General features: G+C 59.8%; 22 protein-coding genes. 11 read left to right on the top strand and 11 right to left on the bottom strand.

What is annotated here, in order from left to right; all coding sequences use genetic code 11:
- The first annotated feature begins 3 nt into the window (after positions 1-3).
- On the top strand, positions 4-171 hold the full coding sequence (locus tag AC0IXS_RS10200) for a DUF2474 domain-containing protein (protein ID WP_004884005.1): 168 nt from the start codon (positions 4-6) through the stop codon (positions 169-171).
- A gap of 95 nt (positions 172-266) precedes the next feature.
- Here the strand turns inward: AC0IXS_RS10200 and AC0IXS_RS10195 are convergent, their stop codons facing one another.
- Both AC0IXS_RS10195 and AC0IXS_RS10190 read right to left on the bottom strand, forming a co-directional pair.
- Complete coding sequence (locus AC0IXS_RS10195; RefSeq protein WP_057409388.1) at positions 267-1391, bottom strand: methyltransferase; 1125 nt, start codon at positions 1389-1391, stop codon at positions 267-269.
- Between the two features lie 132 nt (positions 1392-1523).
- Positions 1524-1757, bottom strand: coding sequence for a helix-turn-helix domain-containing protein (locus tag AC0IXS_RS10190; protein WP_080663421.1), 234 nt, complete (start codon positions 1755-1757; stop codon positions 1524-1526).
- 341 nt (positions 1758-2098) lie between these two features.
- On the opposite strand from AC0IXS_RS10190, the gene AC0IXS_RS10185 reads away from it, so the two are divergent.
- Complete coding sequence (locus tag AC0IXS_RS10185; RefSeq protein WP_057409389.1) at positions 2099-2875, top strand: ferredoxin--NADP reductase; 777 nt, start codon at positions 2099-2101, stop codon at positions 2873-2875.
- Between the two features lie 251 nt (positions 2876-3126).
- Here the strand turns inward: AC0IXS_RS10185 and mscL are convergent, their stop codons facing one another.
- The gene (mscL, locus tag AC0IXS_RS10180) at positions 3127-3573 is read right to left on the bottom strand and encodes a large-conductance mechanosensitive channel protein MscL (protein ID WP_025995641.1); all 447 of its coding nucleotides are present in this window, start codon (positions 3571-3573) and stop codon (positions 3127-3129) included.
- A 192-nt stretch (positions 3574-3765) separates the two neighbouring features.
- Here mscL and radA point away from each other — a divergent pair, with 192 nt between their 5' ends.
- Complete coding sequence (radA, locus tag AC0IXS_RS10175; RefSeq protein WP_025995640.1) at positions 3766-5133, top strand: DNA repair protein RadA; 1368 nt, start codon at positions 3766-3768, stop codon at positions 5131-5133.
- Positions 5134-5139: 6 nt separating this feature from the next.
- On the opposite strand, the gene AC0IXS_RS10170 is transcribed toward radA, so the two are convergent.
- Positions 5140-5508, bottom strand: a complete 369-nt coding sequence (locus AC0IXS_RS10170; RefSeq protein ID WP_004884018.1) for a PilZ domain-containing protein — start codon at positions 5506-5508, stop codon at positions 5140-5142.
- A gap of 283 nt (positions 5509-5791) precedes the next feature.
- Here AC0IXS_RS10170 and AC0IXS_RS10165 point away from each other — a divergent pair, with 283 nt between their 5' ends.
- The 3 genes from AC0IXS_RS10165 to yjiA all read left to right on the top strand — a co-directional run bounded on the left by AC0IXS_RS10165 (position 5792) and on the right by yjiA (position 9166).
- Complete coding sequence (locus AC0IXS_RS10165; RefSeq protein ID WP_025995639.1) at positions 5792-7867, top strand: carbon starvation CstA family protein; 2076 nt, start codon at positions 5792-5794, stop codon at positions 7865-7867.
- Between the two features lie 27 nt (positions 7868-7894).
- On the top strand, positions 7895-8092 hold the full coding sequence (locus AC0IXS_RS10160; RefSeq protein ID WP_004884022.1) for a YbdD/YjiX family protein: 198 nt from the start codon (positions 7895-7897) through the stop codon (positions 8090-8092).
- Between the two features lie 96 nt (positions 8093-8188).
- Positions 8189-9166, top strand: a complete 978-nt coding sequence (gene yjiA, locus AC0IXS_RS10155; RefSeq protein WP_025995638.1) for a GTPase — start codon at positions 8189-8191, stop codon at positions 9164-9166.
- Between the two features lie 27 nt (positions 9167-9193).
- Here yjiA and AC0IXS_RS10150 read toward each other — a convergent pair whose 3' ends face one another.
- Both AC0IXS_RS10150 and glyA read right to left on the bottom strand, forming a co-directional pair.
- Positions 9194-9763 (bottom strand): YdcF family protein, encoded by a 570-nt coding sequence (locus AC0IXS_RS10150; RefSeq protein ID WP_057409393.1) that lies wholly within the window; start codon positions 9761-9763, stop codon positions 9194-9196.
- 103 nt (positions 9764-9866) lie between these two features.
- Positions 9867-11120 carry a serine hydroxymethyltransferase gene (gene glyA / locus AC0IXS_RS10145; protein WP_122689596.1) on the bottom strand — a complete coding sequence of 418 codons (1254 nt, stop codon included), beginning with the start codon at positions 11118-11120 and terminating at the stop codon, positions 9867-9869.
- 65 nt (positions 11121-11185) lie between these two features.
- Here glyA and AC0IXS_RS10140 point away from each other — a divergent pair, with 65 nt between their 5' ends.
- The gene (locus AC0IXS_RS10140; protein ID WP_471824516.1) at positions 11186-11320 is read left to right on the top strand and encodes a hypothetical protein; all 135 of its coding nucleotides are present in this window, start codon (positions 11186-11188) and stop codon (positions 11318-11320) included.
- A 298-nt stretch (positions 11321-11618) separates the two neighbouring features.
- Positions 11619-12566, top strand: a complete 948-nt coding sequence (locus AC0IXS_RS10135; RefSeq protein ID WP_471824514.1) for an IS110 family transposase — start codon at positions 11619-11621, stop codon at positions 12564-12566.
- Between the two features lie 97 nt (positions 12567-12663).
- Here AC0IXS_RS10135 and AC0IXS_RS10130 read toward each other — a convergent pair whose 3' ends face one another.
- Positions 12664-16500, bottom strand: coding sequence for a sensor domain-containing protein (locus tag AC0IXS_RS10130; protein ID WP_081021755.1), 3837 nt, complete (start codon positions 16498-16500; stop codon positions 12664-12666).
- Between the two features lie 383 nt (positions 16501-16883).
- Between AC0IXS_RS10130 and ettA the strand changes: the two genes are divergently transcribed.
- A complete protein-coding gene (ettA, locus tag AC0IXS_RS10125; protein WP_025995635.1) occupies positions 16884-18548 on the top strand; it encodes an energy-dependent translational throttle protein EttA in 1665 nt (554 codons plus the stop codon).
- Between the two features lie 42 nt (positions 18549-18590).
- Here ettA and AC0IXS_RS10120 read toward each other — a convergent pair whose 3' ends face one another.
- From AC0IXS_RS10120 to AC0IXS_RS10105, 4 genes are all read right to left on the bottom strand, one after another.
- Positions 18591-19091 (bottom strand): GreA/GreB family elongation factor, encoded by a 501-nt coding sequence (locus AC0IXS_RS10120; protein ID WP_057409394.1) that lies wholly within the window; start codon positions 19089-19091, stop codon positions 18591-18593.
- Between the two features lie 79 nt (positions 19092-19170).
- Positions 19171-19524 (bottom strand): hypothetical protein, encoded by a 354-nt coding sequence (locus tag AC0IXS_RS10115; RefSeq protein WP_004884043.1) that lies wholly within the window; start codon positions 19522-19524, stop codon positions 19171-19173.
- Between the two features lie 187 nt (positions 19525-19711).
- The gene (locus tag AC0IXS_RS10110; protein WP_122669106.1) at positions 19712-21565 is read right to left on the bottom strand and encodes an Lnb N-terminal periplasmic domain-containing protein; all 1854 of its coding nucleotides are present in this window, start codon (positions 21563-21565) and stop codon (positions 19712-19714) included.
- 61 nt (positions 21566-21626) lie between these two features.
- Positions 21627-22115: a DUF3015 domain-containing protein gene (locus tag AC0IXS_RS10105; protein ID WP_004884045.1), complete on the bottom strand. Its 489-nt coding sequence runs from the start codon at positions 22113-22115 to the stop codon at positions 21627-21629.
- A 287-nt stretch (positions 22116-22402) separates the two neighbouring features.
- On the opposite strand from AC0IXS_RS10105, the gene AC0IXS_RS10100 reads away from it, so the two are divergent.
- Positions 22403-24838, top strand: a complete 2436-nt coding sequence (locus AC0IXS_RS10100; RefSeq protein WP_029243817.1) for a Lon protease family protein — start codon at positions 22403-22405, stop codon at positions 24836-24838.
- A gap of 173 nt (positions 24839-25011) precedes the next feature.
- Complete coding sequence (locus tag AC0IXS_RS10095; RefSeq protein WP_057409397.1) at positions 25012-25347, top strand: PA4575 family protein; 336 nt, start codon at positions 25012-25014, stop codon at positions 25345-25347.
- The last annotated feature ends 62 nt before the right edge of the window (positions 25348-25409 follow it).

The following is a 25409-nucleotide window of genomic DNA, read 5'->3' as shown; positions in this document are numbered from 1 at the left end:
ATCATGTCTGGCAAGAACTCCATGCACGACCCGGATCCGGCGCTGAGCAAGCCGCTCTGGCAACGACTGGCCTGGCTGGTCGGCATCTGGGCGGGCAGTGTGACTGCGCTGTTTATCGTCGCCAGCCTGATGCGGATGTTCATGAGCGCTGCGGGCCTGACGACGCACTGATCGTCACTGAAAGCATTCCCACACCGTGTCCACGGACACGTTTTACAAACCCTCCGGTTTCGGAGGGTTTTTTTTGGCTGCGAAAAAGTGGGGCGTTACTTGCGGGCTTTCAGAATCACGAACTTGGGCGTTGCCGCGACCTGCTCGACGCCCCGGAACAGGCGGGACAGCTTGGTGTGATAGCCCAGATGGCGATTGCCGACGATGTACAGCGCGCCGCCTGTGACAAGTGCGGCGCGGGCCTGCTGGAACATGCGCCAGGCCAGAAAGTCGCCGACCACCTGTTGCTGGTGGAAGGGCGGGTTGCACAGCACCACATCCAGTGAGTCCGGTTCCTGTCCCGCCAGCCCGTCGGCCGCTCGGATAACCACCTCCCGGTCGCCCAGACTGGCCTGCCAGTTTTCGGCAGCGGACTGCACGGCCATGTACGACTCGTCGACCAGCGTGTAATGCGCCTGCGGGTTCTCCAGTGCACTGGCAATCGCCAGCACGCCGTTGCCGCAGCCCAGATCGGCAACGCGCGCCGAACCGAGGTTCTTCGGCAGATAAGGCAGGAATGCGCGTGTGCCGATATCCAGACCTTCCCGACAAAACACGTTGGCATGGTTGAGCAGTTCGATGGCTGGCTCGTCGAGCCTGTAGCGCGTAGGGTAGGGCGACGTCCGGATTTCCCTGATCTCTGGGGTGGCGAACAGCAGGCGGGCTTTCTTGACGGCGAGCGAGGCCTGCACCGGCCCTACGTATTCTTCAAGCAGGTCACCGGCCGAGCGCGGCAAGTGTTTGATCATTGCCGCCGCTATCACCCGTGCGCCGGGTGCCAGTTGGCCTTGCAGACGGATGAGTTGCTCTTCGAGCAGCGCCAATGTCTTGGGCACGCGAATCAGTACCCAGTCGAAAGGGCCGGTCAATGGCTCGCTGGCAGGAACCAGCGGCACGCTGTCGTAGCCCATGCCGTTGCGGGTCAGGTTCTTCTCGAGGCCCTGGGCGGCGAGAAAGGAGTCGGTGCTGCTGACCACAGTCGCGTGAGCGGCAAGGCTGGCCGCCAGAGCGCCAAAGCTGTCATTAAGGACCAGGACACGGCTTTGCAGGGTCAGCCCGATTTCCGCCACGTGGTTGAGCAGGTACTCGTCAGCGGCATCGAATGCTTGAAGCGGCTCATCTTGCTGTTCGGGCTGGCGAATAAGATCAAGCTGAGCGAAAGGGCTGATGAGCAAGGGCATTGGCAGGAAAACTCTGTGCAGGCGTGCGTGTGTCACGTAAGCCCGTCCATTGACGGGCTCGCTGAGAGCGGTGATTTTACGTACTTTTTGCGCTTTGACACCTGCCCATTTGGTGTCCGGTCGCCTGCTTTTTCAGAACATGCCGCTCAAGGCTGCCTGAACCACGGCTGCGGTCTTGTTACACACCCCCAGCTTCTGGACTGCGCTGGCCACGTGAAAATGAATGGTGCGTTCCTTCAGGCATAGAATCAGAGCTATATCACCTGCGGTTTTACCTTTGGCGGACCACTTGAGGACTTCGATTTCCCGTTCGGTCAGCCCCTTGGGATTCGATGGATCTATCGAGTGGATTTCCATGTTCTTCATGATCGCCTCCATGCCTTTTGATGACGAGATTTCGCTGTGCTTTTATCCAGTCTAGGAAAAATGCACCGGGAATTTTGCAGGCTGGAAGGTATTCAGACGGATGGGCTGATGGCTTTTATGTACTCAGAAAGGAGTATCCCGGCTGGAACAGCCGTCGTAGCGCGGTTTGCTTCATGCTGGTTAGTCGGGGTCCGGCAACATTGCCGGGCAGGCAAGAACCAAGTGCTCTAAACGTTTCAGGCGCCACCAGGTACAAGCCACTACAAACCGCCGGTGTTTATCCGACGTACTTTGCGGGACACTTAGCGCCAACGTTCACATTCGGGAGCCCGAGGCACACCATGACCGTCAGCGAAGACAAGTTCACCCGGCAGACGCTTCAGTGTGTCACACCGTTGACCCCCAGCCTGTTTACCCTGCGCACCACGCGCGATCCCGGTTTTCGCTTCACCGCTGGGCAGTTCGCGCGTCTGGGCGTGACCAAGGCAGACGGCACCACCGTGTGGCGAGCCTATTCGATGGTGTCTTCGCCCCATGACGAGTTTCTGGAGTTCTTTTCCATCGTCGTGCCTGACGGCGAGTTCACCAGCGAACTGAGCCGCCTGCGCGAAGGTGACAGCCTGATGGTCGAGAAACAGGCCTTCGGCTACCTGACCCTGGACCGTTTCGTCGATGGTCGCGATCTGTGGCTGTTATCCACAGGCACTGGCGTCGCACCGTTTCTGTCGATCCTTCAGGATTTCGAGGTGTGGGAGAAATTCGAGCGTGTGATTCTGGTGTACAGCGTTCGCGAGTCGAAGGAACTGGCGTACCAGCAACTGATTGGCGAGCTGATGCAGCGTGAGTACCTGGCCGAGTACGCCGATAAATTCCTGTTTGTGCCTGTCGTCACCCGCGAGCAGCACCTTGGGGCCTTGAACGGCAGGATCACGCAACTGATTGAAAATGGCGAACTGGAGCGTGCGGCAGGCATCCCCATGACCCCGGAACATTCGCGGGTCATGCTGTGCGGCAACCCGCAGATGATCGACGACACCCGCGCCGTGCTCAAACAGCGCGACATGCGCCTGAGCCTGTCCCGCAAGCCGGGGCAGGTCGCAGTGGAGACTTATTGGTAAGCAAGGCCCGATTCATCTACACCTCGCAGAGCGCTCGTCTTTATACATAAGGCCGCCCCGACACTGATCGTGCCCGGACGCGGAGCGTCCTGAGAGGCATTCCCACGCGGAGCGTAGGAACGATCAGTGTGATCTCAAGCACGCCGATCATGCCCATGCTCGTTGGTTGCAGCAGGACTTGTATCGAACGCTGAGCGCAGGAGCGTGAGAACGATCCACTCAGTTTGCCTTCGATTACAGACGAGTCACGCTCACAACGGACGGGCAGGGTCCACGGTGATGGGGGCCGCAGGCTTGTTCTGCTCCTTGAGCAGGTCGCGAATCTCGCCCAGCAGGACTTCTTCCTTGCTCGGCGTTGGCGGCAGGGTAGGGGCCTTGGCTTCTTCACGCTTCAGGCGGTTGATGGCTTTCACACCCATGAAGATGGCGAATGCAACGATGATGAAGTCAATGACCGTCTGAATGAACTTGCCGTAGGCCAGCAGTACGGCCGGAGTAGCCCCGTCGGCAGCCCGCAGGGTGACGGCCAGGTCGCTGAAGTCCACGCCACCGATCAACAGGCCCAGTGGCGGCATGATCACATCGCCAACGAACGACGAAACGATCTTGCCGAATGCCGCGCCAATGATGATACCGACGGCCATATCGACCACGTTACCTTTGACCGCGAATGCCTTGAACTCGCTTAGTACGCTCATGAGTAATTCCTTGTTACAGATAAATTGACCCGAATGAGTGTAATCCACTCACGCAGGTACTGCCCGATGCACGTTCAATCGACCGGACCGAGCCTTGGAAGTTTTATTCCGTTGTGAACGCTATGGGTCGCCGACCGCCCAATTGGTGCGGCAACCTGCGTTATCATGTGCGCTTTTACGACTGGGGTTGTCATGGCCAAGGCCAAACGCTTGTACGGCTGCACCGAGTGCGGCGCGACGTTTCCCAAATGGGCGGGCCAGTGCAGCGATTGCGGCGCCTGGAACACGCTTGTCGAAACCATGATTGAAAGTGGTGCCGCCGCTCCCCCGAGTGGTCGTGCCAGCTGGACCGGCGCGCAGGCGCAGATCAAGACGCTGGCCGAGGTCAGTGTCGAGGAGATCCCGCGTTTCTCCACCAACTCCGCCGAGCTTGACCGCGTGCTGGGCGGCGGTCTGGTAGACGGCTCCGTGGTGTTGATCGGCGGCGACCCCGGCATCGGCAAGTCCACGATTCTGCTGCAGACCCTGTGCAACATCGCCCAACGCATGCCCGCGCTGTACGTTACCGGCGAAGAATCCCAGCAGCAGGTCGCCATGCGTGCCCGCCGTCTTGGGCTGCCGCAGGACAAACTGCGAGTGATGACCGAGACCTGCATCGAGTCCATCATCGCCACGGCGCGCGTCGAGCAGCCGAAGGTGATGGTGATCGACTCCATCCAGACCATTTTCACCGAGCAACTGCAATCTGCTCCCGGCGGTGTGGCGCAGGTCCGCGAAAGTGCTGCGTTGCTGGTGCGCTACGCCAAGCAGAGCGGCACGGCGATCTTTCTGGTCGGCCACGTGACCAAGGAAGGCGCGCTGGCCGGGCCGCGCGTGCTGGAGCACATGGTTGATACCGTGCTGTATTTCGAAGGTGAGTCCGATGGGCGCCTGCGTCTGTTGCGGGCCGTGAAGAATCGCTTTGGCGCTGTGAACGAACTGGGCGTTTTCGGCATGACCGACAAGGGCCTGAAAGAGGTCTCCAACCCGTCGGCGATCTTCCTCACTCGTGCCCAGGAAGAAGTGCCGGGCAGCGTGGTCATGGCCACATGGGAAGGCACGCGTCCGATGCTGGTCGAAGTCCAGGCGCTGGTGGACGACAGCCACATGTCCAACCCGCGTCGCGTGACGCTGGGTCTGGACCAGAATCGGCTGGCGATGTTGCTGGCGGTTCTGCACCGGCATGGCGGGATTCCGACTCACGATCAGGACGTGTTTCTCAACGTGGTCGGCGGCGTGAAAGTGCTGGAAACCGCGTCCGACCTGGCCTTGATGGCCGCGGTCATGTCCAGCCTGCGCAACCGGCCGCTGCCGCATGACCTGCTGGTCTTCGGCGAAGTAGGGCTGTCAGGTGAGGTCAGGCCGGTGCCCAGCGGGCAGGAGCGTCTCAAGGAAGCGTTCAAGCACGGCTTCAAACGGGCCATCGTGCCCAAGGCCAACGCGCCTAAAGAGGCCCCTCCAGGCTTTCAGATCATTGCCGTGACCCGTCTGGAGCAGGCACTGGACGCGCTGTTCGAATAACGGGCACTAGATTTCGATCAGGGCTGCCAGTTCACGATCCAGTTCTTCCTCATCGCCAAGGTTCAGTTCGATCAGCCGTTTCAAGTGGCTGATCGACTGCAGGCCGATGTGCCGACAGACAAAGCCCAGTTGCCGATTGTTGTCGTGGGTCAGGTGCACATCCATTTTTACGTAAACGTCCGGGCTCAGGTGGATATCCACCAGAAAGTCCTGGGCAGGGTCACCTGTCCAGGGCTCGGGCCGTTCGATGAGCAAACCTTTGAGCGAAAGGTCGACCAACTGCACTTTCCAGCTTTTGTCGCCTTGCGTCAGGTCGGTCTTCGCATCGAAGGCAATGCGTTTGAAGCGTCGGCGATCTGCATGTGAGTCGGTCATCGAGAGGGCTCTCTTGTTACGGTATTCCGTGGGCCGGGGCAAGGCTTCGGACTGTTTTATCAAGGCTGTTCATGCACGATAGACCTGAAAGAGGTTGCCGGACAGATGGTGCCCCCAGATTTCTTTCCAACCTGCCAACACGCCCGCCTGCGCCGCTCCATGCCGGGTATCTGCCTTAATTGATCAAATTCCGGTCTAGACCATCGTGGGGGGTGGCCTTTCGCTGTGACGGCGCTAAACTCGGACTGCTTGCCTTCTAGTCAACTCTGCTGGAATAAAAAAAATGAAAAATAATAATAGTCTGATGCGCCATGTTCCCTGGCTCATCGTCGCAATTGTTGGAGCATGTGCTCTGGGGGTCGTGGCCTTGCGCCGCGGTGAGGCGATCAACGCCTTGTGGATAGTGGTTGCAGCGGTTGCCATCTATCTGGTTGCTTATCGTTACTACAGTCTTTTCATCGCCAATCACGTCATGCAACTCGACCCGCTGCGTGCAACGCCTGCGGTGGTCAACAACGACGGTCTGGACTATGTGCCGACCAACAAACACATTCTTTTCGGTCACCACTTTGCGGCCATCGCAGGCGCAGGCCCGCTGGTCGGTCCGGTGCTGGCGGCGCAGATGGGGTATCTGCCCGGTACGCTGTGGTTGATTGCCGGTGTGGTGCTCGCCGGTGCGGTGCAGGACTTCATGATCCTGTTCCTTTCCACGCGCCGTAACGGTCGCTCGCTGGGCGATATGGTTCGTGAGGAAATGGGCCGTATTCCCGGCACCATCGCCTTGTTCGGCTGCTTCCTGATCATGATCATCATCCTCGCGGTGCTGGCGCTGATTGTGGTCAAGGCCCTGGCCGAGAGCCCGTGGGGCATGTTCACCGTCATGGCGACCATCCCGATTGCGATGTTCATGGGCGTCTACATGCGCTACATCCGTCCGGGCCGCATTGGTGAGATTTCCATCGTCGGTGTGATTCTGCTGCTGGCCTCGATCTGGATCGGCGGCCTGGTTGCAGCCGATCCGACCTGGGGTCCGGCGTTCACCTTCACCGGCGTGCAGATCACCTGGATGCTGGTGGGCTACGGTTTTGTGGCAGCCATGCTGCCGGTCTGGCTGCTGCTGGCCCCGCGTGACTACCTGTCGACCTTCCTGAAAATCGGCACCATCCTGGCCCTGGCGATCGGCATCCTGATTCTTGCGCCCGAGCTGAAAATGCCAGCCCTGACCCAGTTCACCAACGGCACCGGTCCGGTCTGGAAAGGCGCACTGTTCCCGTTCCTGTTCATCACCATCGCCTGCGGTGCGGTGTCCGGTTTCCACGCGCTGATTTCCTCGGGCACCACGCCCAAGCTGCTGGATAACGAGAAGAACGCCCGTTACATCGGTTACGGCGGCATGCTGATGGAGTCCTTCGTGGCCATCATGGCGATGGTTGCCGCTTCGGTGATCGAGCCGGGCGTGTACTTCGCGATGAACAGCCCTGCGGCTGTGGTTGGCAGCGATGTGGTGACAGTCGCACAGACCGTTACCAGTTGGGGCTTCACCATTACGCCTGAGCAACTGACAGCGGTGGCCAAGGACATCGGCGAAAACACCGTGCTGGCCCGTGCCGGTGGTGCACCGACGCTTGCGGTCGGTATCGCGCAGATCCTGCACCAGGTGCTGCCGGGTGAAAACACCATGGCGTTCTGGTACCACTTCGCGATCCTGTTCGAAGCGCTGTTCATCCTGACAGCGGTAGACGCCGGTACGCGTGCCGGTCGTTTCATGCTGCAGGACTTGCTGGGCAGCTTCGTTCCGGCCCTGAAACGCACCGAGTCCTGGACCGCCAACGCCATCGGCACCGGTGGCTGCGTGGCGCTGTGGGGCTATCTGCTGTACCAAGGCGTGATCGATCCGCTGGGTGGCATCAACACCCTGTGGCCGTTGTTCGGTATTTCCAACCAGATGCTGGCCGGTATCGCGTTGATGCTCGCAAGCGTTGTGCTGATCAAGATGAAGCGTCAGCGCTATGTCTGGGTCACCATGCTGCCTGCCACGTGGCTGTTGATCTGCACCGTGACGGCTGGCCTGATCAAACTGTTCGACTCCAACCCTGCGGTCGGCTTCCTGGCGCTGGCCAAGAAGTACAGCGCAGCGGCGGACGCCGGTCAGATTCTGGCCCCGGCCAAGACCATGGACCAGATGCAGCACGTGATCTTCAACGCGTACACCAACGCGGGCCTGACCATCCTGTTCCTGTTCGTGGTGTTCAGCATCCTGTTCTACGCCCTGAAAGTCGGCATTGCCGCCTGGGGCAAGAAGGAGCGCACCGACAAGGAATCTCCGTTCCAGGCCATGCCGCCAGCGTCGCAGGTGTGATGATGGTCAACCACAGAGGATTTGCCCATGTTCAATGACCTGAGTCGCCTCGGGAAATACCTCGGTCAGGCCGCGCGCCTGATGGTGGGCATGCCGGACTACGACACTTATGTCGAGCACATGCAGACCACACACCCGGACAAGCCGATGATGACCTACGAGCAGTTCTTTCGGGAGCGGCAAGAGGCGCGTTACGGCGGCAAGGGCGGTCCGAAGTGCTGCTGATCCTCTGATCTGCGTTATCGTGTGACCCGACGCGCCACAGGCTGCTACCTGTGGCGCGTTTTCATTTCAGCCCGATTTGCACCTGTCTGGAGCCTTATGAGCGAGTTGCAACCTATCCCCGTTACCGTACTGACCGGCTTTCTGGGCGCAGGCAAGACCACGCTGCTGCGCCACCTGCTCAAGGCCGAACACGGCCTGAAAATCGCAGTGATCGAGAACGAGTTCAGCGATGCCGGCATCGACAGCCAGTTGCTGGGCACCGATCCTGTGCAAGTCATGACCCTGTCCAACGGCTGCGTCTGCTGCACCATCCACACCGACCTGACCAAAGCGCTGTACCTGCTGCTCGAACGGCTGGACAGTGGCGAAATCGCCTTCGATCGGCTGGTGATCGAGTGCACCGGCCTGGCCGATCCCGCACCGGTTGCCCAGACCTTTTTCATCGATGAAGAACTGCGCGAGCGCTACATCCTCGACGGCATCATCACCCTCGTTGATGCGGCTCATGCCGATACCCATCTGACCCAGACCATCGCCCAGGCACAGATCGGTTTTGCCGACCGCCTGCTGGTGAGCAAGCGTGATCTGGTGGACGACGCAGCGTTTGACGCACTCAGCGCGCGCCTGACCCGCATCAACCGCCGTGCGCCGATCCGTATCGTCGAGCATGGCAAGATCGACCTGGCTGAACTGCTCGACGTGCGTGGCTTCAACCTCAACGCCGATCTGGGCGGCGGCATGGTCCTGCGTCCGCTGGCGCCGGTAGGCAACTCCGGCGACCGCATCACCAGCCTTGTGCTGCGCAGCGATAAGCCACTGGATCTGGACCGCCTCAGCGAGTTCATGAACGCGCTGCTGGAAGACCACGGTAAACAACTGCTGCGCTACAAGGGCGTGCTAAACATCGCTGGCGAAGACCGGCGCATGGTGTTTCAGGGCGTGCTCAAGCTCTACGGCTTCGACTGGGATACCGAATGGGCCGAAGGCGAGCCGCGCGAAAGCGTCATCGTGTTCATCGCCGACGAATTGCCAGAGGAGAAGATTCGAGCCGGGTTCGAGGCGATGGTGGGCTGAGGTCGTTCTCCAGGCCGACTGGCCTGATCAGGTACTGGCTGCCCACCAGTAGGCGGGCAGCGCCACCACTTCACGAGCGATGGAGTAAAGGTCGCGCCACTCGAAATAATGGGCGTGAGCCGTCGAAACCTGCATCACCCCGGCCTGCTTCAGGGCGTACTGGCTGCGGGTGATGTGAAAGTATTGAGTAACCACGACTGCGCTGGTGAAGCCTTTGCCTTTCATGATCCCGGCGCTGTTGATGGCGGTGTCTCGGGTGGTGTTTCCCTGTTCGTCCAGCAGGATCGCTTCACGCGCAATCTTGCCGTGGTCAACAAGATAGTCTGCCATGACGGCCGCTTCGCTGAAGCCTTCCTTGCCTGTGCCGCCGCTGACGATGATGTGGCGAACCAGTCCCTGTCGGTAGAGTTCTTCAGCCCTGTCGAGCCTGGCTCGCAGGCGATCGGACGGCGTCCCGTCCGGGAGCACTTGCGAGCCGAGGACGATGGCGGTGTCGCTGGTTGTGGCGGTGTCGGACAGCCCGTCGATTACGATGGCTCCCGCAAACAGCATGAGCAGCATCGGCAGGCTTATCGAAAGGGTGCGCAACAGCTTCATGGATCGTCTCCCGATCGGTCGGTGGGCTCTGTGCAACGGTGTCACAAAAAAGCCCCGGCTCTTTCGAGTCGGGGCTTTTAGTTACTGCGTCAGACGATGCGGATCAAGCGCCGTAGACCGGCAGCTTGGCGCAGATGGCCTTGACCTTCTCGCGAACCGCGTCGATCACGGCTTCGTTGTTCAGGTCAGCCAGGATGTCGCAGATCCAGCCAGCCAGTTCCTTGCACTCTGCTTCCTTGAAGCCGCGAGTGGTTACAGCCGGGGTGCCGAAGCGCAGGCCGGAGGTGACGAACGGGGAGCGTGGGTCGTTCGGTACAGAGTTCTTGTTGACGGTGATGAAGGCGCGACCCAGGGCGGCGTCGGCATCTTTACCGGAGATGTCCTGCTTGATCAGCGACAGCAGGAACAGGTGGTTTTCAGTACCGCCGGAAACCACATCGAAACCGCGCTCGATGAACACACCGGCCATGGCCTTGGCGTTCTTGACCACTTGCTGCTGGTAAGCCTTGAACTCAGGCTGCAGCGCTTCCTTGAAGCACACGGCCTTGGCCGCGATGACGTGCTCCAGCGGGCCGCCCTGCGAACCCGGGAATACCGCCGAATTCAGCTTCTTCTCGATGTCGGCGTTGGCGCGAGCCAGGATCAGGCCGCCACGTGGACCGCGCAGGGTCTTGTGAGTGGTGGTGGTCACGACGTCGGCGAACGGCACCGGGTTCGGGTAGACACCAGCGGCGACCAGACCGGCCACGTGGGCCATGTCGACGAACAGGTACGCACCGACCTTGTCAGCGATGGCGCGGAAGCGTGGGAAATCCAGGATCTGCGAGTAGGCAGAGAAACCGGCCACGATCATTTTCGGCTTGTGCTCGATGGCCAGACGCTCGACTTCGTCGTAGTCGATCATGCCGTTGGCGTCGATGCCATATTGCACAGCGTTGTACAGCTTGCCGGAGGACGAAACGCTGGCGCCGTGGGTCAGGTGACCGCCGTGGGCCAGGCTCATGCCCAGAATGGTGTCGCCGCCCTGCAGCAATGCCAGGTACACAGCGGAGTTGGCTTGCGAACCTGCGTGTGGCTGAACGTTGGCGTAATCGGCGCCGAACAGTTCCTTGGCACGGTCGATGGCCAGTTGCTCGATCACGTCGACGTATTCACAGCCGCCGTAGTAGCGCTTGCCTGGATAGCCTTCGGCGTACTTGTTGGTCAGGACCGAGCCCTGAGCTTCCATGACGGCCGGACTGGTGTAGTTTTCCGAGGCAATCAGCTCGATGTGTTCTTCCTGACGCAGAGCTTCTTGCTCCATGGCGGCAAACAGATCGGCGTCGTACTTCGCGAGAGTCAAATCACGGCTGAACATGGCAGTCCTCAAGGGGGCATGGCGGAAAAGGGGGGCATTCTAACCCATCGGGTTTTATCTGGCATATGAAAGGCAGTCATGTGCCGGATGAATGGGGCGCAGCTTGGGTGAGGCTGAGGGTTGCCATGCTCTGGCACTACACCGAACTGAAACAGGTCTGGCTGGCTGAACACGTGCCCGTGGACATAGCGCTGTCGTGAAGCGAACACCGGACTGTGGGACTTGTCCGCGAATGGGGGGGCAGCCGATGAAGGTTCAGCGACTGAAATACTGCATTCGCGGACAAGTCCGCTTGTATGGTAGGACTTGAAGGGAGGAGGAGGGACTCAGTTCGCTTCTGACTGTTTGCGCAGTACAGACCTGTGGGAGATTTCACCCCTCCTCCTTTCACCCAAGCGCCGATAAAGAATGCTTATGGCTCGCGACCTACGATAGAAACAAGCCTGCGCCTCTGGGTGGTCCCTTCAAGTTCTCAAACCTTATCCCGGAGATTGCGCCATGGCAATGCTGGTTGCCCAGACTAAACCTGTCGTCGGAGTAGACGTCGCCAAAAATGAGCTGGTGATCTATCAGGACCAGTCCGACCGACTTGAAGCGATTCCCAACACCAAGGCGTCTATCAGCAAGTGGTTGCGTACCTTGGCTGGAACGGTGTCAATCGCTGTCGAAGCCACCAATACCTACCACGTACTGTTCGCCGACATGGCTTATGAGGCCGGCTGCACCATCTATATGATCGATGGTTACCAACTGAGCCATTACCGAAAAGGCGTCAATGTACGCGCCAAGACGGATGCGCTGGACGCTCGTTTGCTTGCCCGATATTTGAAGAAAGAGGCTGACGAGCTGCACCCTTGGGTACCGCCGTGCCCGCTTTATCGTCAGTTGCTGAGCCTGTCTCGTCGTCGTGCGGCGTTGGTCCAGGCGCGTACCGGACTGGTTCAGAGCTGGTCCAATGAGCCCCTGTTGAAAACAGCGTTCGCGGCGCAGATCAATTCGATGAAGCGCCTTGAAGCGCTGGTCGAGAAGAAGATCAAGGATGTCCTGCAGCGAGCCGAGTTGATGGGACAGGTCAGTCGTTGCATGAAAGTAGAAGGTATCGGCTTTCTGACGGCGGCCCGGCTGGTCACTACTTTTCAGCGAGGCGAATTCAGCAACGCCAACGCCTTCATCGCCTTTTTAGGCCTGGACCTCAGGGTGTCCAAATCCGGACAAAGTGACGGGCCGCGCCGCCTGACCAAGCGTGGCGATCCGGAAGCCCGTCGGCTGCTTCATAACGCGGCCATGTCTGGCAGCCGTACAGCCGCGTGGAAGCCGTTTTATGAAGAGCAGAGAAAGCGTGGCTTCAGCACCACTCAAGCCTTGGTCATGCTGGCAAGGAAGATGGCTCGAGTCGTATTCGCCCTGTTAAAAACCCAGAGCGAATATCAATCAAAGGCGGCTTGAGGGGTTTCCCAAAACCATAGAATCTCCCACGGGTTTGCTGCGCGACAGCGCTACGTCGAAGACATGGTGGCGCCACCCACAGGGTCTGCAGTCCTTCTCAATCCAGCATGAACAACGCGTCGTTGCTGAATTGCGCTTCGAACTGGCTGGCGGGCATCGGGCGGCCGAAGAGGTAGCCTTGTACTTCGTCGCAGCCGTGTTCGCGCAGGAAGTCCAGTTGCTCCTGGGTCTCCACGCCTTCGGCGATTACCGCCAGGTTCAGGCTGTGGGCCATGGCGATGATCGCACGGGCGATCTGTGCATCCTGTTCGCCGGAGGGCAGGCCGTCGACGAAGGTGCGGTCGATCTTCAATACATCGATGGGGAACTGCTTGAGGTAGTTCAGCGACGAGTACCCCGTACCGAAGTCATCCACCGCAATGCTCAGCCCCAGGTTCTTCAGCCCGTCGAGTATCTGCATGGCTTCGTTGACCTCGCGCATCAGGATGCTTTCGGTCAGTTCCAGTTCCAGGCACGCCGGGGGCAAGCCGATGGTGTGCAGAATGCTGGCGATGCGTTTGCCAAGCTGGCCGTCCGAGAACTGCCGGGCCGAGATGTTCACGGACACTTTCGGCACGCGGACTTTCGCCTGATGCCATTTCTTCAACTGGCTGCAGGCTTCGGTCAGTACCCAGTCGCCGACTTCGACCACCAGCCCCAGCTCTTCAAGCACCGGAATGAAGTCGTTCGGCGGCACCAGACCACGGCGGGGATGACGCCAGCGCAGCAAGGCCTCGGTTCCGGTCAGGCGTTTGCCATCGCCGCTGAACTGCGGCTGGTAATACAGCGTGAATTCCTGTTGCTCCAGCGCGTGACGCAGATCGCTTTCCAGTTCCAGACGCTCCAGCGCCGAGGCGTTCATGTCGGCCTGATAGAACTGGAAATTGTTCTTGCCGCGTTCCTTGGCGTGATACATCGCCGTATCGGCGTTCTTCATCAACTGGCTCAGCTCATCGCCGTCCTGCGGGCTCAGGGCGATACCGATACTGGCGGTCACGAAGAACTCGCGTCCTTCCAGCACGAATGGGGTTACCAGACTGTTGAGGATCTTCTCGGCGACGTGAATGGCGCGGTTCAGGGCGCTTTCCCGCGTCGGACCCGGTTGCAGCAACAGGGTGAACTCATCGCCGCCCATGCGCGCAACTGTATCGTCGTCCGTAACGCAGGCCAGCAGGCGTGTGGCCATCTCCTGGAGCATGCGATCCCCCGCAGCATGGCCCAGGGAGTCGTTGATCGGTTTGAAACGGTCCAGATCGAGGAACATCAGCACGACCCAGGCCTGTTGCCGCTCGGCCTGCTGCAACGCCGAATGCAGGCGGTCCTGGAACAGCGTGCGGTTGGGCAGGTGGGTCAGGGCATCGTAGTAGGCCAGGCGATGGATGCGTTCTTCGCTGGCCTTGCGCTCACTGATATCACTGAAGAAACACACGTAGCTCGCCAGATCGCCTTCATCGTCCACCACCGCAGTGATGCCGACCCACGCCGGGTAATGCTCGCCGTTGCGACGCTTGAGCCTGACCTCGCCCTCCCAGGTACCGCTCTGGTTGAGTTGCCTGATGACATAGCGCAGGTGTGCTTCCTGTTCCGCTTCCACTGTCAGCATGCCGGGCAACTGATCGAGCACCTGAGCGACTTCGTAGCCGCTGACCCGGGTGAAGGCTTCGTTGGCCTGCACGATGTAGCCTGCGGGATCGGTGATCAGAATGGCCGACGTGGAGTGTTCGAATACGGTGGCAGCCATGCGCAGGTCTTTTTCCGCGCGGCGCTGCTGGCTGATGTCGCGGCCAACCCCGAGAAGCCCCTCGAAATTGTCGTGCTCGTCCCAGACCAGCACCATGCGCAGTTCGACCGGTACCTTGCGGCCGTCGGCCCGCAGACAATCGAACACAAACAGACGTGGCGTCGTGTCGTTGCGCAGCTTCGCCAGTTCTTCCGGTTTGTTGAGCACCTTGCGGATATTCCGGATCAGCGCGTCGAACCCTGTCAGTTGTTGCGGGTTGGCAACTGTCACGCCCCAGCCGTGAGCGAGAATCCACTCGGCGGTGTAGCCCAGTACGCTCTGAACCGAGGGGCTCACGTAATTGGGCTCGAGCTGATTGTCCGTGGAGAAGATCACATCACTGATGCTCTCGGCGAGCATCCGATAACGCTGTTCACTGTCACGCAAGGACTGGCTGGACGTGACCTGATCGGTGATGTCCTTGGCGACGCCGATGATGCGTGTCACCAGGTCCTGGCTATCCCGCGCCAGCGCCTGTTCGCGAATGTCGAAGCAGCGCCACTGGTTGTCGCGGTCACGGAAGCGCAGGACACATTGCAGCAGTTCGTTGTGCCCGTGATGACGCTGGCGCAGGCGCATGTCCTGATAGGGTTTCGCGTCTTCCGGATGGAGCAGGATTTCCCAGAAGAACTCACCCATCCCGTGCAGTTCCGACTTGCTGTAACCGAGAGTCTGCCCCAGATGGTGGTTGCTGTAGATCATCCGCTGGCTGAGCACATCCTGCACATAGAGGTGATCCGGCACGGTGCGGACCACGTCGGACCAGAAACTTTCACGGTCCAGCAACGACAGTTCGATCTGTTTGCGGCTGGTGATATCGCCAATGCTGAGAATGACGGCGTCGAAGTCGGCGGGGCTTTCCGGCAGCCTGAGCACCAGCCACAGGTGCTGATCCTGGCCGTCCTCCCGGGTGCGGCGGATTTCCAGTTCCAGGCGTGGCTGTTTGTCGAGCACTGCGCGGATCACTTGAATGCCGATGCCGGGACGCGTACGCGACTCGCCTTCGATCAGTTGCTGCCATGCCTGCTCACCGCATTCGACATTCAGCAGGCCCAGAGCAACGTCGTTCACCTCGTTGATGCGCAGCTGTTGCAGCAGGCGATCAAGCAGGCCCGGCTGGTTTTTCAGCAGAAGGTCGAGGTCTTCGCAGGTATTGATCTGCAGGGTTTCCAAGCGTCCCGGCAGGCTGGACATGTCCAGCACACAGATCGCAACGCCAGCCCCTTCGAAAATATCGCGATAGCGGCGGCGGCTTTCCAGCAACTGACGCTGCCTGCCGCGCAGGCTCATGAGAGCGATGAGCGGCAGGATTGAAAACAGCAGGCCAATGATGCATTTGCCCACGAGTGGCGCGAGCAAATCCTGGCGCGCCTTGTGCGCGTCGAAAAGCCCGCGCAGCTGCCAGTCGCTGTTGCCCAGAGGCTGAAGCAGGACGGTCTCTGCATGGCCGGTGTCCATCACGTTGTCAGGCAAAGGCTCGCGCAGAATCACCTGCTGAGTGACACGTTTTTCCAGCCGCCACAGATGCTGGAAATCCTGCGTCGGCTGCTGAATGAAGCCCTTGAGCGCATCGGGCACCATGCGCACGGCCCAGTAGTTGCCGTTCGAGCCTGCGCTTTGGCGCAACAGCAGATAGATCTGTGAGCCGTCGTCATTGCTGGTGTAGTAGAAAGGGCGGCCAGTGGCCTGCTTCAGCGCACTTTTCAACAGCGCAGCGTCGCTGCTCATGTCGGCGCTGTCTCTAATTACGTCTCCGTTGGGGGCGAGGCTCACGACGCTGCGTAATGCAGGCAAGGCAGACCGCAATGCGCTCAATGGCGTGGCCTGATCGGGGTTGTCTTCGCCTGCCTTGATTTCCTCCAGCAGATTCATCGCAATCTGGGCGTTGAGCGCCATGTTCAGACTGATCCGGTCGCAAAGCTGTGTCGCGTAGTCAAGGCTGCGCTGGCGCTGGCGTTCCTGGGTCTGATGAAACTGTTCGATGAGTTGCCAGAGCAGCAGCGCAATCATCAGCAACACCAACGCCGCCAGCACACCCTTCAGTGAGCCGCGCACAGGCCTGACCGTACTGCTTTTGGCGGTACTCGATGGCGAAGAGGTCGTTGATGTGGGCAAGTCGTTGTTCCTGACTACTGGACTGAAGCAGCGATGCACTATGCAATATAAGCTGGCCACCCAAAAGGGCAGCTAGCATGCCTTGAGTTGTGGCAGAGTGCCAGTCCCGCCGGGCCGGATCGTTTGCCCTGCAGGCCGCATTCGGGTAGCTTTGCGCAACGCGCGATTACAGCCCGACTCCTGCATGAGTGACTCCACTGTGTGCAAACAAGATCCAGCTTCATAGCGGCCCAGGCACACGAGTCTGCTCACTGCCTGTTCTGATTCAAGGCGTGGAACGCTCATGCGGCAAGTCTGAAAGACAAATAAAAGCTTTTTTTCGGTCGGGGCTTTAAGCTCGCGTCCCAGATCGGTCCTTATCACAGACACCAGGTTTTCATTCCATGGCTCAATACGTCTTCACCATGCATCGGCTGAGCAAAGTTGTGCCGCCGAAGCGGGAAATCCTCAAGAACATCTCCCTCTCGTTCTTCCCGGGCGCCAAGATCGGCGTGCTGGGCCTCAACGGTTCGGGCAAGTCCACGCTGTTGAAAATCATGGCGGGTGTCGACTCCGAGTTCGACGGCGAAGCGCGTCCGATGCCTGATCTGAACGTAGGTTATCTGCCGCAGGAGCCGCAACTCGATCCCACCAAGACTGTGCGTGAAGTGGTCGAAGAGGCAGTCAGCGTCATCAAGGACGCCCAGGCGCGTCTGGACCAGGTCTACGCCGAATACGCCGACCCGGATGCCGACTTCGACAAGCTGGCCGCTGAACAGGCCAAGCTCGAAGCCATCCTGCAGGCCAGCGACGGTCATAACCTGGAGCGTCAGTTGGAAGTCGCCGCCGATGCGCTGCGTCTGCCAGCGTGGGACGCAAAGATTTCCGTATTGTCCGGTGGTGAGAAGCGTCGTGTCGCCCTGTGCCGTCTGCTGCTGTCCGCTCCCGACATGCTGCTGCTCGACGAACCGACCAACCACCTGGACGCCGATTCCGTCGCCTGGCTGGAGCACTTCCTGCACGACTTCCCGGGCACCGTGGTTGCGATTACGCACGACCGTTACTTCCTGGACAACGTCGCGGGCTGGATTCTGGAACTCGACCGCGGCGCCGGTATTCCTTACGAAGGCAACTATTCGGGCTGGCTTGAAGCCAAGTCTGATCGTCTGGCCCAGGAATCCAAGCAGCAGTCGGCCCATGAAAAGGCCATGAAAGACGAGCTGGAATGGGTTCGCAAAGGTGCCAAGGCGCGCCAGTCCAAATCCAAGGCCCGTCTGCAACGCTTCGAAGAAATGCAGTCGCAGGAATTCCAGAAGCGCAGCGAAACCAACGAGATCTACATCCCGGCTGGTCCGCGCCTCGGCGACAAGGTCATCGAGTTCAAGAACGTCACCAAAGGCTATGGCGATCGCGTCCTGATCGACAACCTGTCATTCGCCATGCCCAAAGGCGCCATCGTTGGCGTGATCGGTGGTAACGGTGCCGGTAAATCGACCCTGTTCCGCATGCTGATGGGCAAGGAACAGCCGGATTCGGGCAGCATCGAAATCGGTGAAACCGTACAACTGGCTTGCGTTGACCAGAGCCGTGACGATCTGGACGGCAGCAAGTCGGTGTTCCAGGCGGTTTCGGATGGTTCGGACGTGATCCGGATCGGCAACTATGAAATCCCGTCGCGTACCTATGTTGGCCGTTTCAACTTCAAGGGCGGTGACCAACAGAAGTTCGTCAAGGACCTGTCCGGTGGTGAACGCGGTCGTCTGCACCTGGCGTTGACCCTGAAAGAGGGCGGCAACGTGCTGCTGCTCGACGAACCGTCCAACGACCTCGACGTCGAAACTCTGCGTTCTCTGGAAGAAGCACTGCTGGACTTCCCGGGCGCGGCCATTGTGATCTCCCACGATCGGTGGTTCCTTGACCGTGTGGCGACCCACATCCTGGCGTACGAAGACGACTCTCAAGCCGTATTCTTCGAAGGCAACTACACCGAATACGAAGCTGACCGTAAAAAGCGTCTTGGCGATGCCGCTGCCCAGCCGCACCGTGTACGTCACAAGAAGCTGGCGTAACTCAGATACAACAGGAGCGCCGTTTCTGGCGCTCCTGCTGTCTCAGCCTTTGTCCGTTTCGATCAGTACGACCTCGATCACCTGATCGCCCGCCGGTCGTTTCCACATCACCTCATCGCCCAACTGCGCACCCAGCAACGCACGGCCCAATGGCGAACCCCAGTTGATCAAACCATTGGCCGCATCGGCCTGATCCTCACCCACCAGTTGCACACGTTGCTGGTGGTCGTCTTCATCGGCAAATGTCACCCAACTGCCAATCTGCACCTTCTCGGTTGAAAGGGCGGGCGTGACCACCTGTGCGCTTTGCAGGCGCTGGTTGAAGTAACGCAGGTCTCGCTCCAGGTCTGCCAGACGCTGCTTGTCGGCATTGTCGCCCAGCGCCGTCTGGGCGCTGTGCTGCGCCTGAAGATCGCTCACGTGCTGTTGCAGCAATACCAGGCCGTGAGCAGTCACGTAATTGGGCTGTTCGCTGACCGTTCGCTCCACCGGCTGGTTGGCATCGGCGGCGGCGTTGTCTTCGTTTACAAATGCGCGACTCATGAAGTGTCCTCCCTCAATTGGGTTTGGGCCACGGTGAGGCGTGATTGGTTTCGTTGAAATGCCGGCTGCGACGTGCCAATCAGTTCGGACGGTAGGCTTTTGCGGCGCTGCGGGTCTTTTCCCGCTCCCAGTCGCGGTCGCGATCATTGAAGATCTGCCCCGGATCGAAGCGGCTGCGATTTTCCTGAGAGGCCTGGCACTGGCGAAAACCATCGCCCCAGCCTTCTGCGTAGAGCTTGTCCTTGAGGTAGCGCGGTACGTTTTTCTTGAACTCCCCGGTAAACGCACCTGCCGCGGCCTTGCCGCTGCCACATCCGTCCTGATACCCGTCGGCGAAGCCGGGCGGATAACCCTCAGCCAGCATTTGATCACGGGCGGACTGACAACCCGCCAGCCCGATGGCCAGCGACAACAACACCCAATGCAGCTTCATGATGGTTTCCTCTACGTATGAGGAGAGTCTAGAAGCGAATGTGTGAGTTATTTGTAAAAACGACGTGGGGAATGTGTAGTGTCGCTTCGCTATCTGCTGAATGACTCAGTCCGGATCGCTGGTCTGACGGTTGCGCTGCAGTTTTTCACGGCTCCCACAGACGCTCATCTCGTTGTCGCCAGTGATATCAATAGTGATACCACTTCACCTCAAGCATCACTTCGTTCTGTGGCGAGCTCATCTGGCTGAATTCGCGTTGGGCGCTCAGGCGCAGGCCTACGTTGCGGGAGAGTTCCCACTGCTGGTTGAGGCTGACGCTGCGGCGTACTTCGCCGTTGGTGAAGTAATCGCCCTTGGCTTCCAGGCTCAGGTTGCCCAGCGGGTTGCGCCACAGCAGGCCGGTGTTGAAACCCGCGGCTGGCGAGATGAATTCCGAAAAGTCATTGTTGTGCTCGACACGCACTGTGCCCAGCGCGAAACCCAGTACCTCTTCGCCCAGTTGCCAAGTGCCGCCCGCGCCGCCGTTGACGTGGCTGACCAGATTTTCATCGCCATGCTTGCCCAGCACACGCTCAAGGCCGCCGGTGACTTGCCATGACCATGGCTTGAGCAGTTCGGTACGTGGTGTCAGTGAACGAATCGTGGCCAGATCAAGTTGCTGGACCTGCCAGTCGTTGCCTTCGTACTGACGCACCTTGAGCTGCAGGATCTCGATCTGAGCGCCAAGCGGGAAGCCGTAGGCGTTGTCGTTCAGGTCGTGATACGCCATGCGCAGGCCGTACTCACCGAACGCCCGGTCGCCGCGTGTGCCTGCGCCCAGCTGCCAGGTGCGTGACTCATGTCCGTCTTCCGGCAGGCCGGGGCGCTGGATGTCCAGTTGCGGCGGCGGGTTCTGGTTGATGGCTTGCAGCAATTCAAAACTGCGCTGAGAGCGTGCGGCGTCGCGCTCCAGGCCGTTGGCACGATAGCGTTCGAGGCGATAGGCAGCGTCCTGAATCAGCGCGCGACGCTCCTTGGGCTGTGCCACATACTGCGGGTCCTGCAGTTGCTTCTGGTCAGCGCTGACCTTCAGCACCCATTGTTGTTCGTCAGCGTTCAGCGGTTCGGCACGGCTCAGCAGTTCGCGTTCACGAGAGGGGCGGTAATCAATGCTTTCAACCAGCCCCGCGGCCTTGATGGCTTTGACCGTGTCGGTCGGAATGGCCGTCAATCCGAACTGTTCGGTCAGGTGCAGGCCGGGGCGCGCGACCTGCAACAGCTCCAGCAGGCGATACGAGCAGTTTTCGTCGAAGAAGAAGTAGCTGAAGCGAATCTGCTTCAGTTCCCAGACATGCTCGACCATGCGCCCGGTTTCCTCGGGCGTCAGGTTGAGTCGGTATTCCCACAGATCGCGGTTTTCCAGGCTGCGGTATTCCGACAGTTTTTCCTGATACGGCACCAGCGCGAACAGGCCGGGATAGCCGCCCATCAGACCTTTCCAGGCATACAGGATGCTGTTGTCCATGCCTTCGATGTAGGCACCGAAGTTGATTGCGTAGCTCAGCAGCGTGGTGTTGTTTGCTTTCGCGCTGGCCGGATCGATGCGTAGCAGCGTGTGGCCGAACATGGAAGACGGACTGTTGAGGTAGGCCGCCGGAAAGATCAGCACGGTGCTGTCCGGGGCCACATCCTTGTACCAGGTCTTGAATTCCTTGCAGTCCAGCACCGGCAGGTCGGTCAGTTTCAACTGATCGCGCAGCCAGCGGGTCCTTGCAGGGTAAACGCACTGTGCATGCGTCTGCTCGTTGGTGACAGGCGCATAAATGGCGTCGAGCGTCGCGCTCAGTTCAGCCTTGGGGTCATGCGCGCCATCAGCCGCGAGAAAGAATTTGGGGTCGTCAACGTAACTGCGCCAGCCGCCGAGCTTGCCAGCCTCGTAATGGCCCAGTGAAATCCAGAATGGCTCGTTGGCCAGTTGCTGCAAACGGTCGGCAGCCACACGCGGGGCGGCAGACAAGGGGGCACAGACAAACAGCGCCAGCAAGGCAAGACGTTTGAGCATAGAGGGCAACTAGTCAGGGAGAAGAGTCCCGCCCCTCATGAAGAAGGGCGGGCGAACGACTTTAAGCCTGGGTAGCGTACTTGGCCAGGGTTGGATCGTTTTTCAGAACGTTGACGGTGTTGGCGTGAACGTCTTCGGCAGTGGCGTCAGCCTTGCTGAAGATTTGCGAGAAGTGCTCGTGAGTGACAGAAGCGAAACGCGCACGATCTTCCGGTGCGACGCCCAGCACGACCGCGTAGGTGGTCAGTGCTTCGCCTTGGCCCATGGCCATGTCTTTGGAAAGCTCATCCATCATGCCGTTCATGGCCAGCCAGGATTTGCCGCCATAAGTCAGAGCGCTGTTGGTAGAGCAGCCGTTGGTGCCGGACGTCATGCCGAAGGTGGCGTTGCCCGAAGTACCGTTGGTAGTGGAAGCCAGGAAGTGAGCGGGAGTGCCGCGTTGACCTTCAAACAGCATGTTGCCCCAACCACAGTCCGGACCGCCTGGCGCTTGGGCCATGGCGTTGATGGATACAGCGGCGAAGAGCGTTCCTAGAAGAATCCGTTTCATAGCTTTTTTCTCTTTATGGTCAGCCAAGGGTCGAGTTTCTTTCGTGTCACACCAAACCGGAGGGTTGTTTTGAACCTTCCGCGCAGTTTTGAGTTTAGGCAGGTTCCAAGGGTTCCGTGAGCTATTGCAGAATATTGCGTAAAACCACGTTTTTTATTGCACATGAAGCGTCTTTCATGGAAGTGAAAATCTTCAAGACGTCTTCTGCCATGAAAGCCTGTCTTGCAAGTCGTGTGCAGCGAGCGCCAGAATGCCTGCATCTGCCCCGCCTGATGTAAGGAACACTGATGCCCGATTCTGTCGCAGCCAACCTACGCCTGGCGCCACACGCGCTGACCCGTCCGTTTTCCGCTGAGCAGTTCAGCTTTTCGACCACCAACGATCTGGAACCCTTTCGCGGTGTGCTCGGCCAGGAGCGAGCGGTAGAAGCCTTGCAGTTCGGGGTCGCGATGCCGCGTCCCGGTTACAACGTATTTGTCATGGGCGAACCCGGCACCGGCCGGTTCTCGTTCGTGAAGCGCTACCTCAAGGCCGAAGGCAAGCGTATGCAGACGCCGTCGGACTGGGTTTACGTCAACAATTTCGACGAGCCTCGCGAGCCGCGTGCGTTGGAACTGCCGCCGGGCAGCGCGCAATCCTTCATTGCCGACATCGGCGGCCTGATCGATAACCTGCTGGTCACCTTCCCGGCGGTGTTCGAGCACCCCTCGTATCAGCAGAAGAAGAGTTCGATCGATCGTGCCTTCAATCAGCGCTACGACCGTGCCCTGGACGTGATCGAGCGCCTGTCGCTGGAAAAGGACATCGCGCTGTACCGCGACAGCAGCAACATCGCCTTCACGCCAATGGCCGATGGCAAGGCGCTGGACGAAGCCGAGTTCTCGCAACTGCCGGAAGCGGATCGCGAGCGTTTTCATGAAGATATTTCTGCGCTTGAAGAGCGTCTGAACGAAGAACTTGCAAGCCTGCCGCAGTGGAAGCGCGAGTCGAACAATCAACTGCGTCAGCTCAACGAAGAAACCATCACCCTGACACTGCAGCCTTTGCTGGCACCATTGTCGGAAAAGTACGCCGAGAACGCCGCCGTCTGCGCTTATCTGCAGGCGATGCAGGTTTACCTGCTCAAGACGCTGGTCGAGCAACTGGTCGATGACAGCAAGACCGACGCTCAGGCCCGCAAGCTGCTTGAAGAGCAATACAGCCCGAGCCTGGTGGTCGGCCACACTCACGATGGCGGCGCACCGGTGGTGTTCGAGCCGCATCCGACCTACGACAATCTGTTCGGGCGCATCGAGTACAGTACCGATCAGGGCGCGCTCTACACGACCTATCGGCAGTTGCGTCCGGGCGCACTGCACCGTGCCAATGGCGGCTTCCTGATTCTGGAAGCCGAAAAGATGCTCAGCGAGCCGTTCGTATGGGACGCGCTCAAGCGCACCCTGCAGTCGCGCAAGCTGAAAATGGAATCGCCGCTGGGCGAGTTGGGCCGTGTCGCAACCGTGACCCTGACGCCGCAGGTCATTCCGTGGAACGTCAAGATCGTCATCATCGGCTCGCGTTCGCTGTACTACACGCTGCAGGACCTGGATCCGGACTTCCAGGAGATGTTCCGCGTGCTGGTCGACTTCGACGAAGAAATTCCGATGGTCGACGAAACCCTCGAGCAGTTCGCCCAATTGCTGAAAACCCGCACTTCGGAAGAAGGCATGGCGCCTTTGACCGCTGATGCCGTGGCGCGGCTGGCGACTTACAGTGCGCGGCTCGCCGAGCACCAGGGACGTTTGTCGGCGCGCATTGGTGATCTGTTTCAGCTGGTCAGCGAGGCGGACTTCATTCGTCAATTGGCGAGCGACGACAAGACCGACGCAGGTCACATCGAACGTGCGCTGAAGGCCAAGGCCACGCGCACCGGACGCGTTTCGGCACGGATTCTCGACGACATGATGGCCGGTGTCATTCTGATCGACACCGACGGAGCAGCCGTTGGCAAGTGCAACGGCCTGACTGTGCTGGAAGTCGGTGATTCGGCGTTCGGCGTGCCGGCGCGTATTTCCGCGACCGTCTATCCGGGTGGCAGCGGCATCGTCGATATCGAGCGTGAGGTCAACCTCGGTCAGCCGATTCACTCCAAGGGCGTGATGATTCTGACCGGTTATCTGGGCAGCCGTTATGCACAGGAATTCCCGCTGGCGATCTCGGCCAGCATCGCTCTGGAGCAATCGTACGGCTACGTCGATGGCGACAGCGCTTCGCTGGGCGAGGTGTGTACGCTGATTTCGGCGCTGTCACGCACGCCGCTCAAGCAGTGTTTCGCGATCACCGGCTCCATCAACCAGTTTGGTGAAGTGCAGGCAGTCGGCGGGGTCAACGAGAAGATCGAAGGCTTCTTCCGGCTTTGCGAGGCACGCGGTCTGACGGGCGAGCAGGGCGCAATCATCCCGCACGCCAACGTGACGACGCTCATGCTCGATGAGCGCGTGGTGCAGGCCGTACGTGACGGCCAGTTCCATATCTATGCGGTGCGTCAGGCCGATGAAGCCTTGAGCCTGCTGGTCGGCGAGCCGGCCGGTGCGCCAGACGAGCAGGGCGAATTCCCCGAAGGCAGCGTCAACGCCCGTGTGGTCGAGCGGCTGCGCGACATCGCCGAAATGCTCAGCGATGAAGACTTGAAGGAAGAACTGGAAAAGGAGCCTGCCCAGTTACAACCTGAACTCAAGGTCTGATGTCATCTTGAGCGGCGCCGGGTGTTCTTGCGAGCATCCGGTGCCCGTTCATCAGGCCCGTTTTCGCAGCCTCACTTTTCTTCTATCCTGTCAGTTGATCGTGGTGGCCAAATGGACTGGCACATTTTCCTGCTGTGGAGGAGGGTGATACCGCTGCTGACAAGGAGCTCGCCATGCCGCGTAGCCTCTGCCTCAACCGTGAATGCCTCGGGCTTATCACCCGAATCGAATGCGTCATCCGGCCGATGTCCGGCGAGGATGGCCTGTGGATGCTGCTGTTCGCCGCAGGAATGTCCGGCGAGCAACCTTCCGCGCTCCGCTCCCAGGGACCGTTCACGAGTCTGGCTGCTGCCCAGTCCATTCTCGACAGTATTGCCGAAAACCTGCTGCTGGGCGGTTATCGTCCGGCTGATGATGTGCCCATCTGGACGCTGCACATGCAGGCTGAGTTGCGTCGGCTCAACGGCGACCTGTCCCGCTATCAGCGTTCTTCTCCGTTCAAGTTCTAGTCCGTGATTTCTGCGTTATTTTGTCGCACACCTAGAGCCACACGTTCCCGCTGATATACTCG

This window comes from Pseudomonas sp. AC016, from assembly GCF_979253365.1.
This window is presented reverse-complemented; position numbering and strand designations above follow the sequence as displayed.

Coding starts and splice junctions, on each gene's coding strand:
- AC0IXS_RS10200 (WP_004884005.1), top strand. CDS start 4: ATGTCTGGCAAGAACTCCATGCACGACCCGGATCCGGCGCTGAGCAAG.
- AC0IXS_RS10195 (WP_057409388.1), bottom strand. CDS start 1,391: ATGCCCTTGCTCATCAGCCCTTTCGCTCAGCTTGATCTTATTCGCCAG.
- AC0IXS_RS10190 (WP_080663421.1), bottom strand. CDS start 1,757: ATGAAGAACATGGAAATCCACTCGATAGATCCATCGAATCCCAAGGGG.
- AC0IXS_RS10185 (WP_057409389.1), top strand. CDS start 2,099: ATGACCGTCAGCGAAGACAAGTTCACCCGGCAGACGCTTCAGTGTGTC.
- mscL (WP_025995641.1), bottom strand. CDS start 3,573: ATGAGCGTACTAAGCGAGTTCAAGGCATTCGCGGTCAAAGGTAACGTG.
- radA (WP_025995640.1), top strand. CDS start 3,766: ATGGCCAAGGCCAAACGCTTGTACGGCTGCACCGAGTGCGGCGCGACG.
- AC0IXS_RS10170 (WP_004884018.1), bottom strand. CDS start 5,508: ATGACCGACTCACATGCAGATCGCCGACGCTTCAAACGCATTGCCTTC.
- AC0IXS_RS10165 (WP_025995639.1), top strand. CDS start 5,792: ATGAAAAATAATAATAGTCTGATGCGCCATGTTCCCTGGCTCATCGTC.
- AC0IXS_RS10160 (WP_004884022.1), top strand. CDS start 7,895: ATGTTCAATGACCTGAGTCGCCTCGGGAAATACCTCGGTCAGGCCGCG.
- yjiA (WP_025995638.1), top strand. CDS start 8,189: ATGAGCGAGTTGCAACCTATCCCCGTTACCGTACTGACCGGCTTTCTG.
- AC0IXS_RS10150 (WP_057409393.1), bottom strand. CDS start 9,763: ATGAAGCTGTTGCGCACCCTTTCGATAAGCCTGCCGATGCTGCTCATG.
- glyA (WP_122689596.1), bottom strand. CDS start 11,120: ATGTTCAGCCGTGATTTGACTCTCGCGAAGTACGACGCCGATCTGTTT.
- AC0IXS_RS10140 (WP_471824516.1), top strand. CDS start 11,186: ATGAAAGGCAGTCATGTGCCGGATGAATGGGGCGCAGCTTGGGTGAGG.
- AC0IXS_RS10135 (WP_471824514.1), top strand. CDS start 11,619: ATGGCAATGCTGGTTGCCCAGACTAAACCTGTCGTCGGAGTAGACGTC.
- ettA (WP_025995635.1), top strand. CDS start 16,884: ATGGCTCAATACGTCTTCACCATGCATCGGCTGAGCAAAGTTGTGCCG.
- AC0IXS_RS10120 (WP_057409394.1), bottom strand. CDS start 19,091: ATGAGTCGCGCATTTGTAAACGAAGACAACGCCGCCGCCGATGCCAAC.
- AC0IXS_RS10115 (WP_004884043.1), bottom strand. CDS start 19,524: ATGAAGCTGCATTGGGTGTTGTTGTCGCTGGCCATCGGGCTGGCGGGT.
- AC0IXS_RS10110 (WP_122669106.1), bottom strand. CDS start 21,565: ATGCTCAAACGTCTTGCCTTGCTGGCGCTGTTTGTCTGTGCCCCCTTG.
- AC0IXS_RS10105 (WP_004884045.1), bottom strand. CDS start 22,115: ATGAAACGGATTCTTCTAGGAACGCTCTTCGCCGCTGTATCCATCAAC.
- AC0IXS_RS10100 (WP_029243817.1), top strand. CDS start 22,403: ATGCCCGATTCTGTCGCAGCCAACCTACGCCTGGCGCCACACGCGCTG.
- AC0IXS_RS10095 (WP_057409397.1), top strand. CDS start 25,012: ATGCCGCGTAGCCTCTGCCTCAACCGTGAATGCCTCGGGCTTATCACC.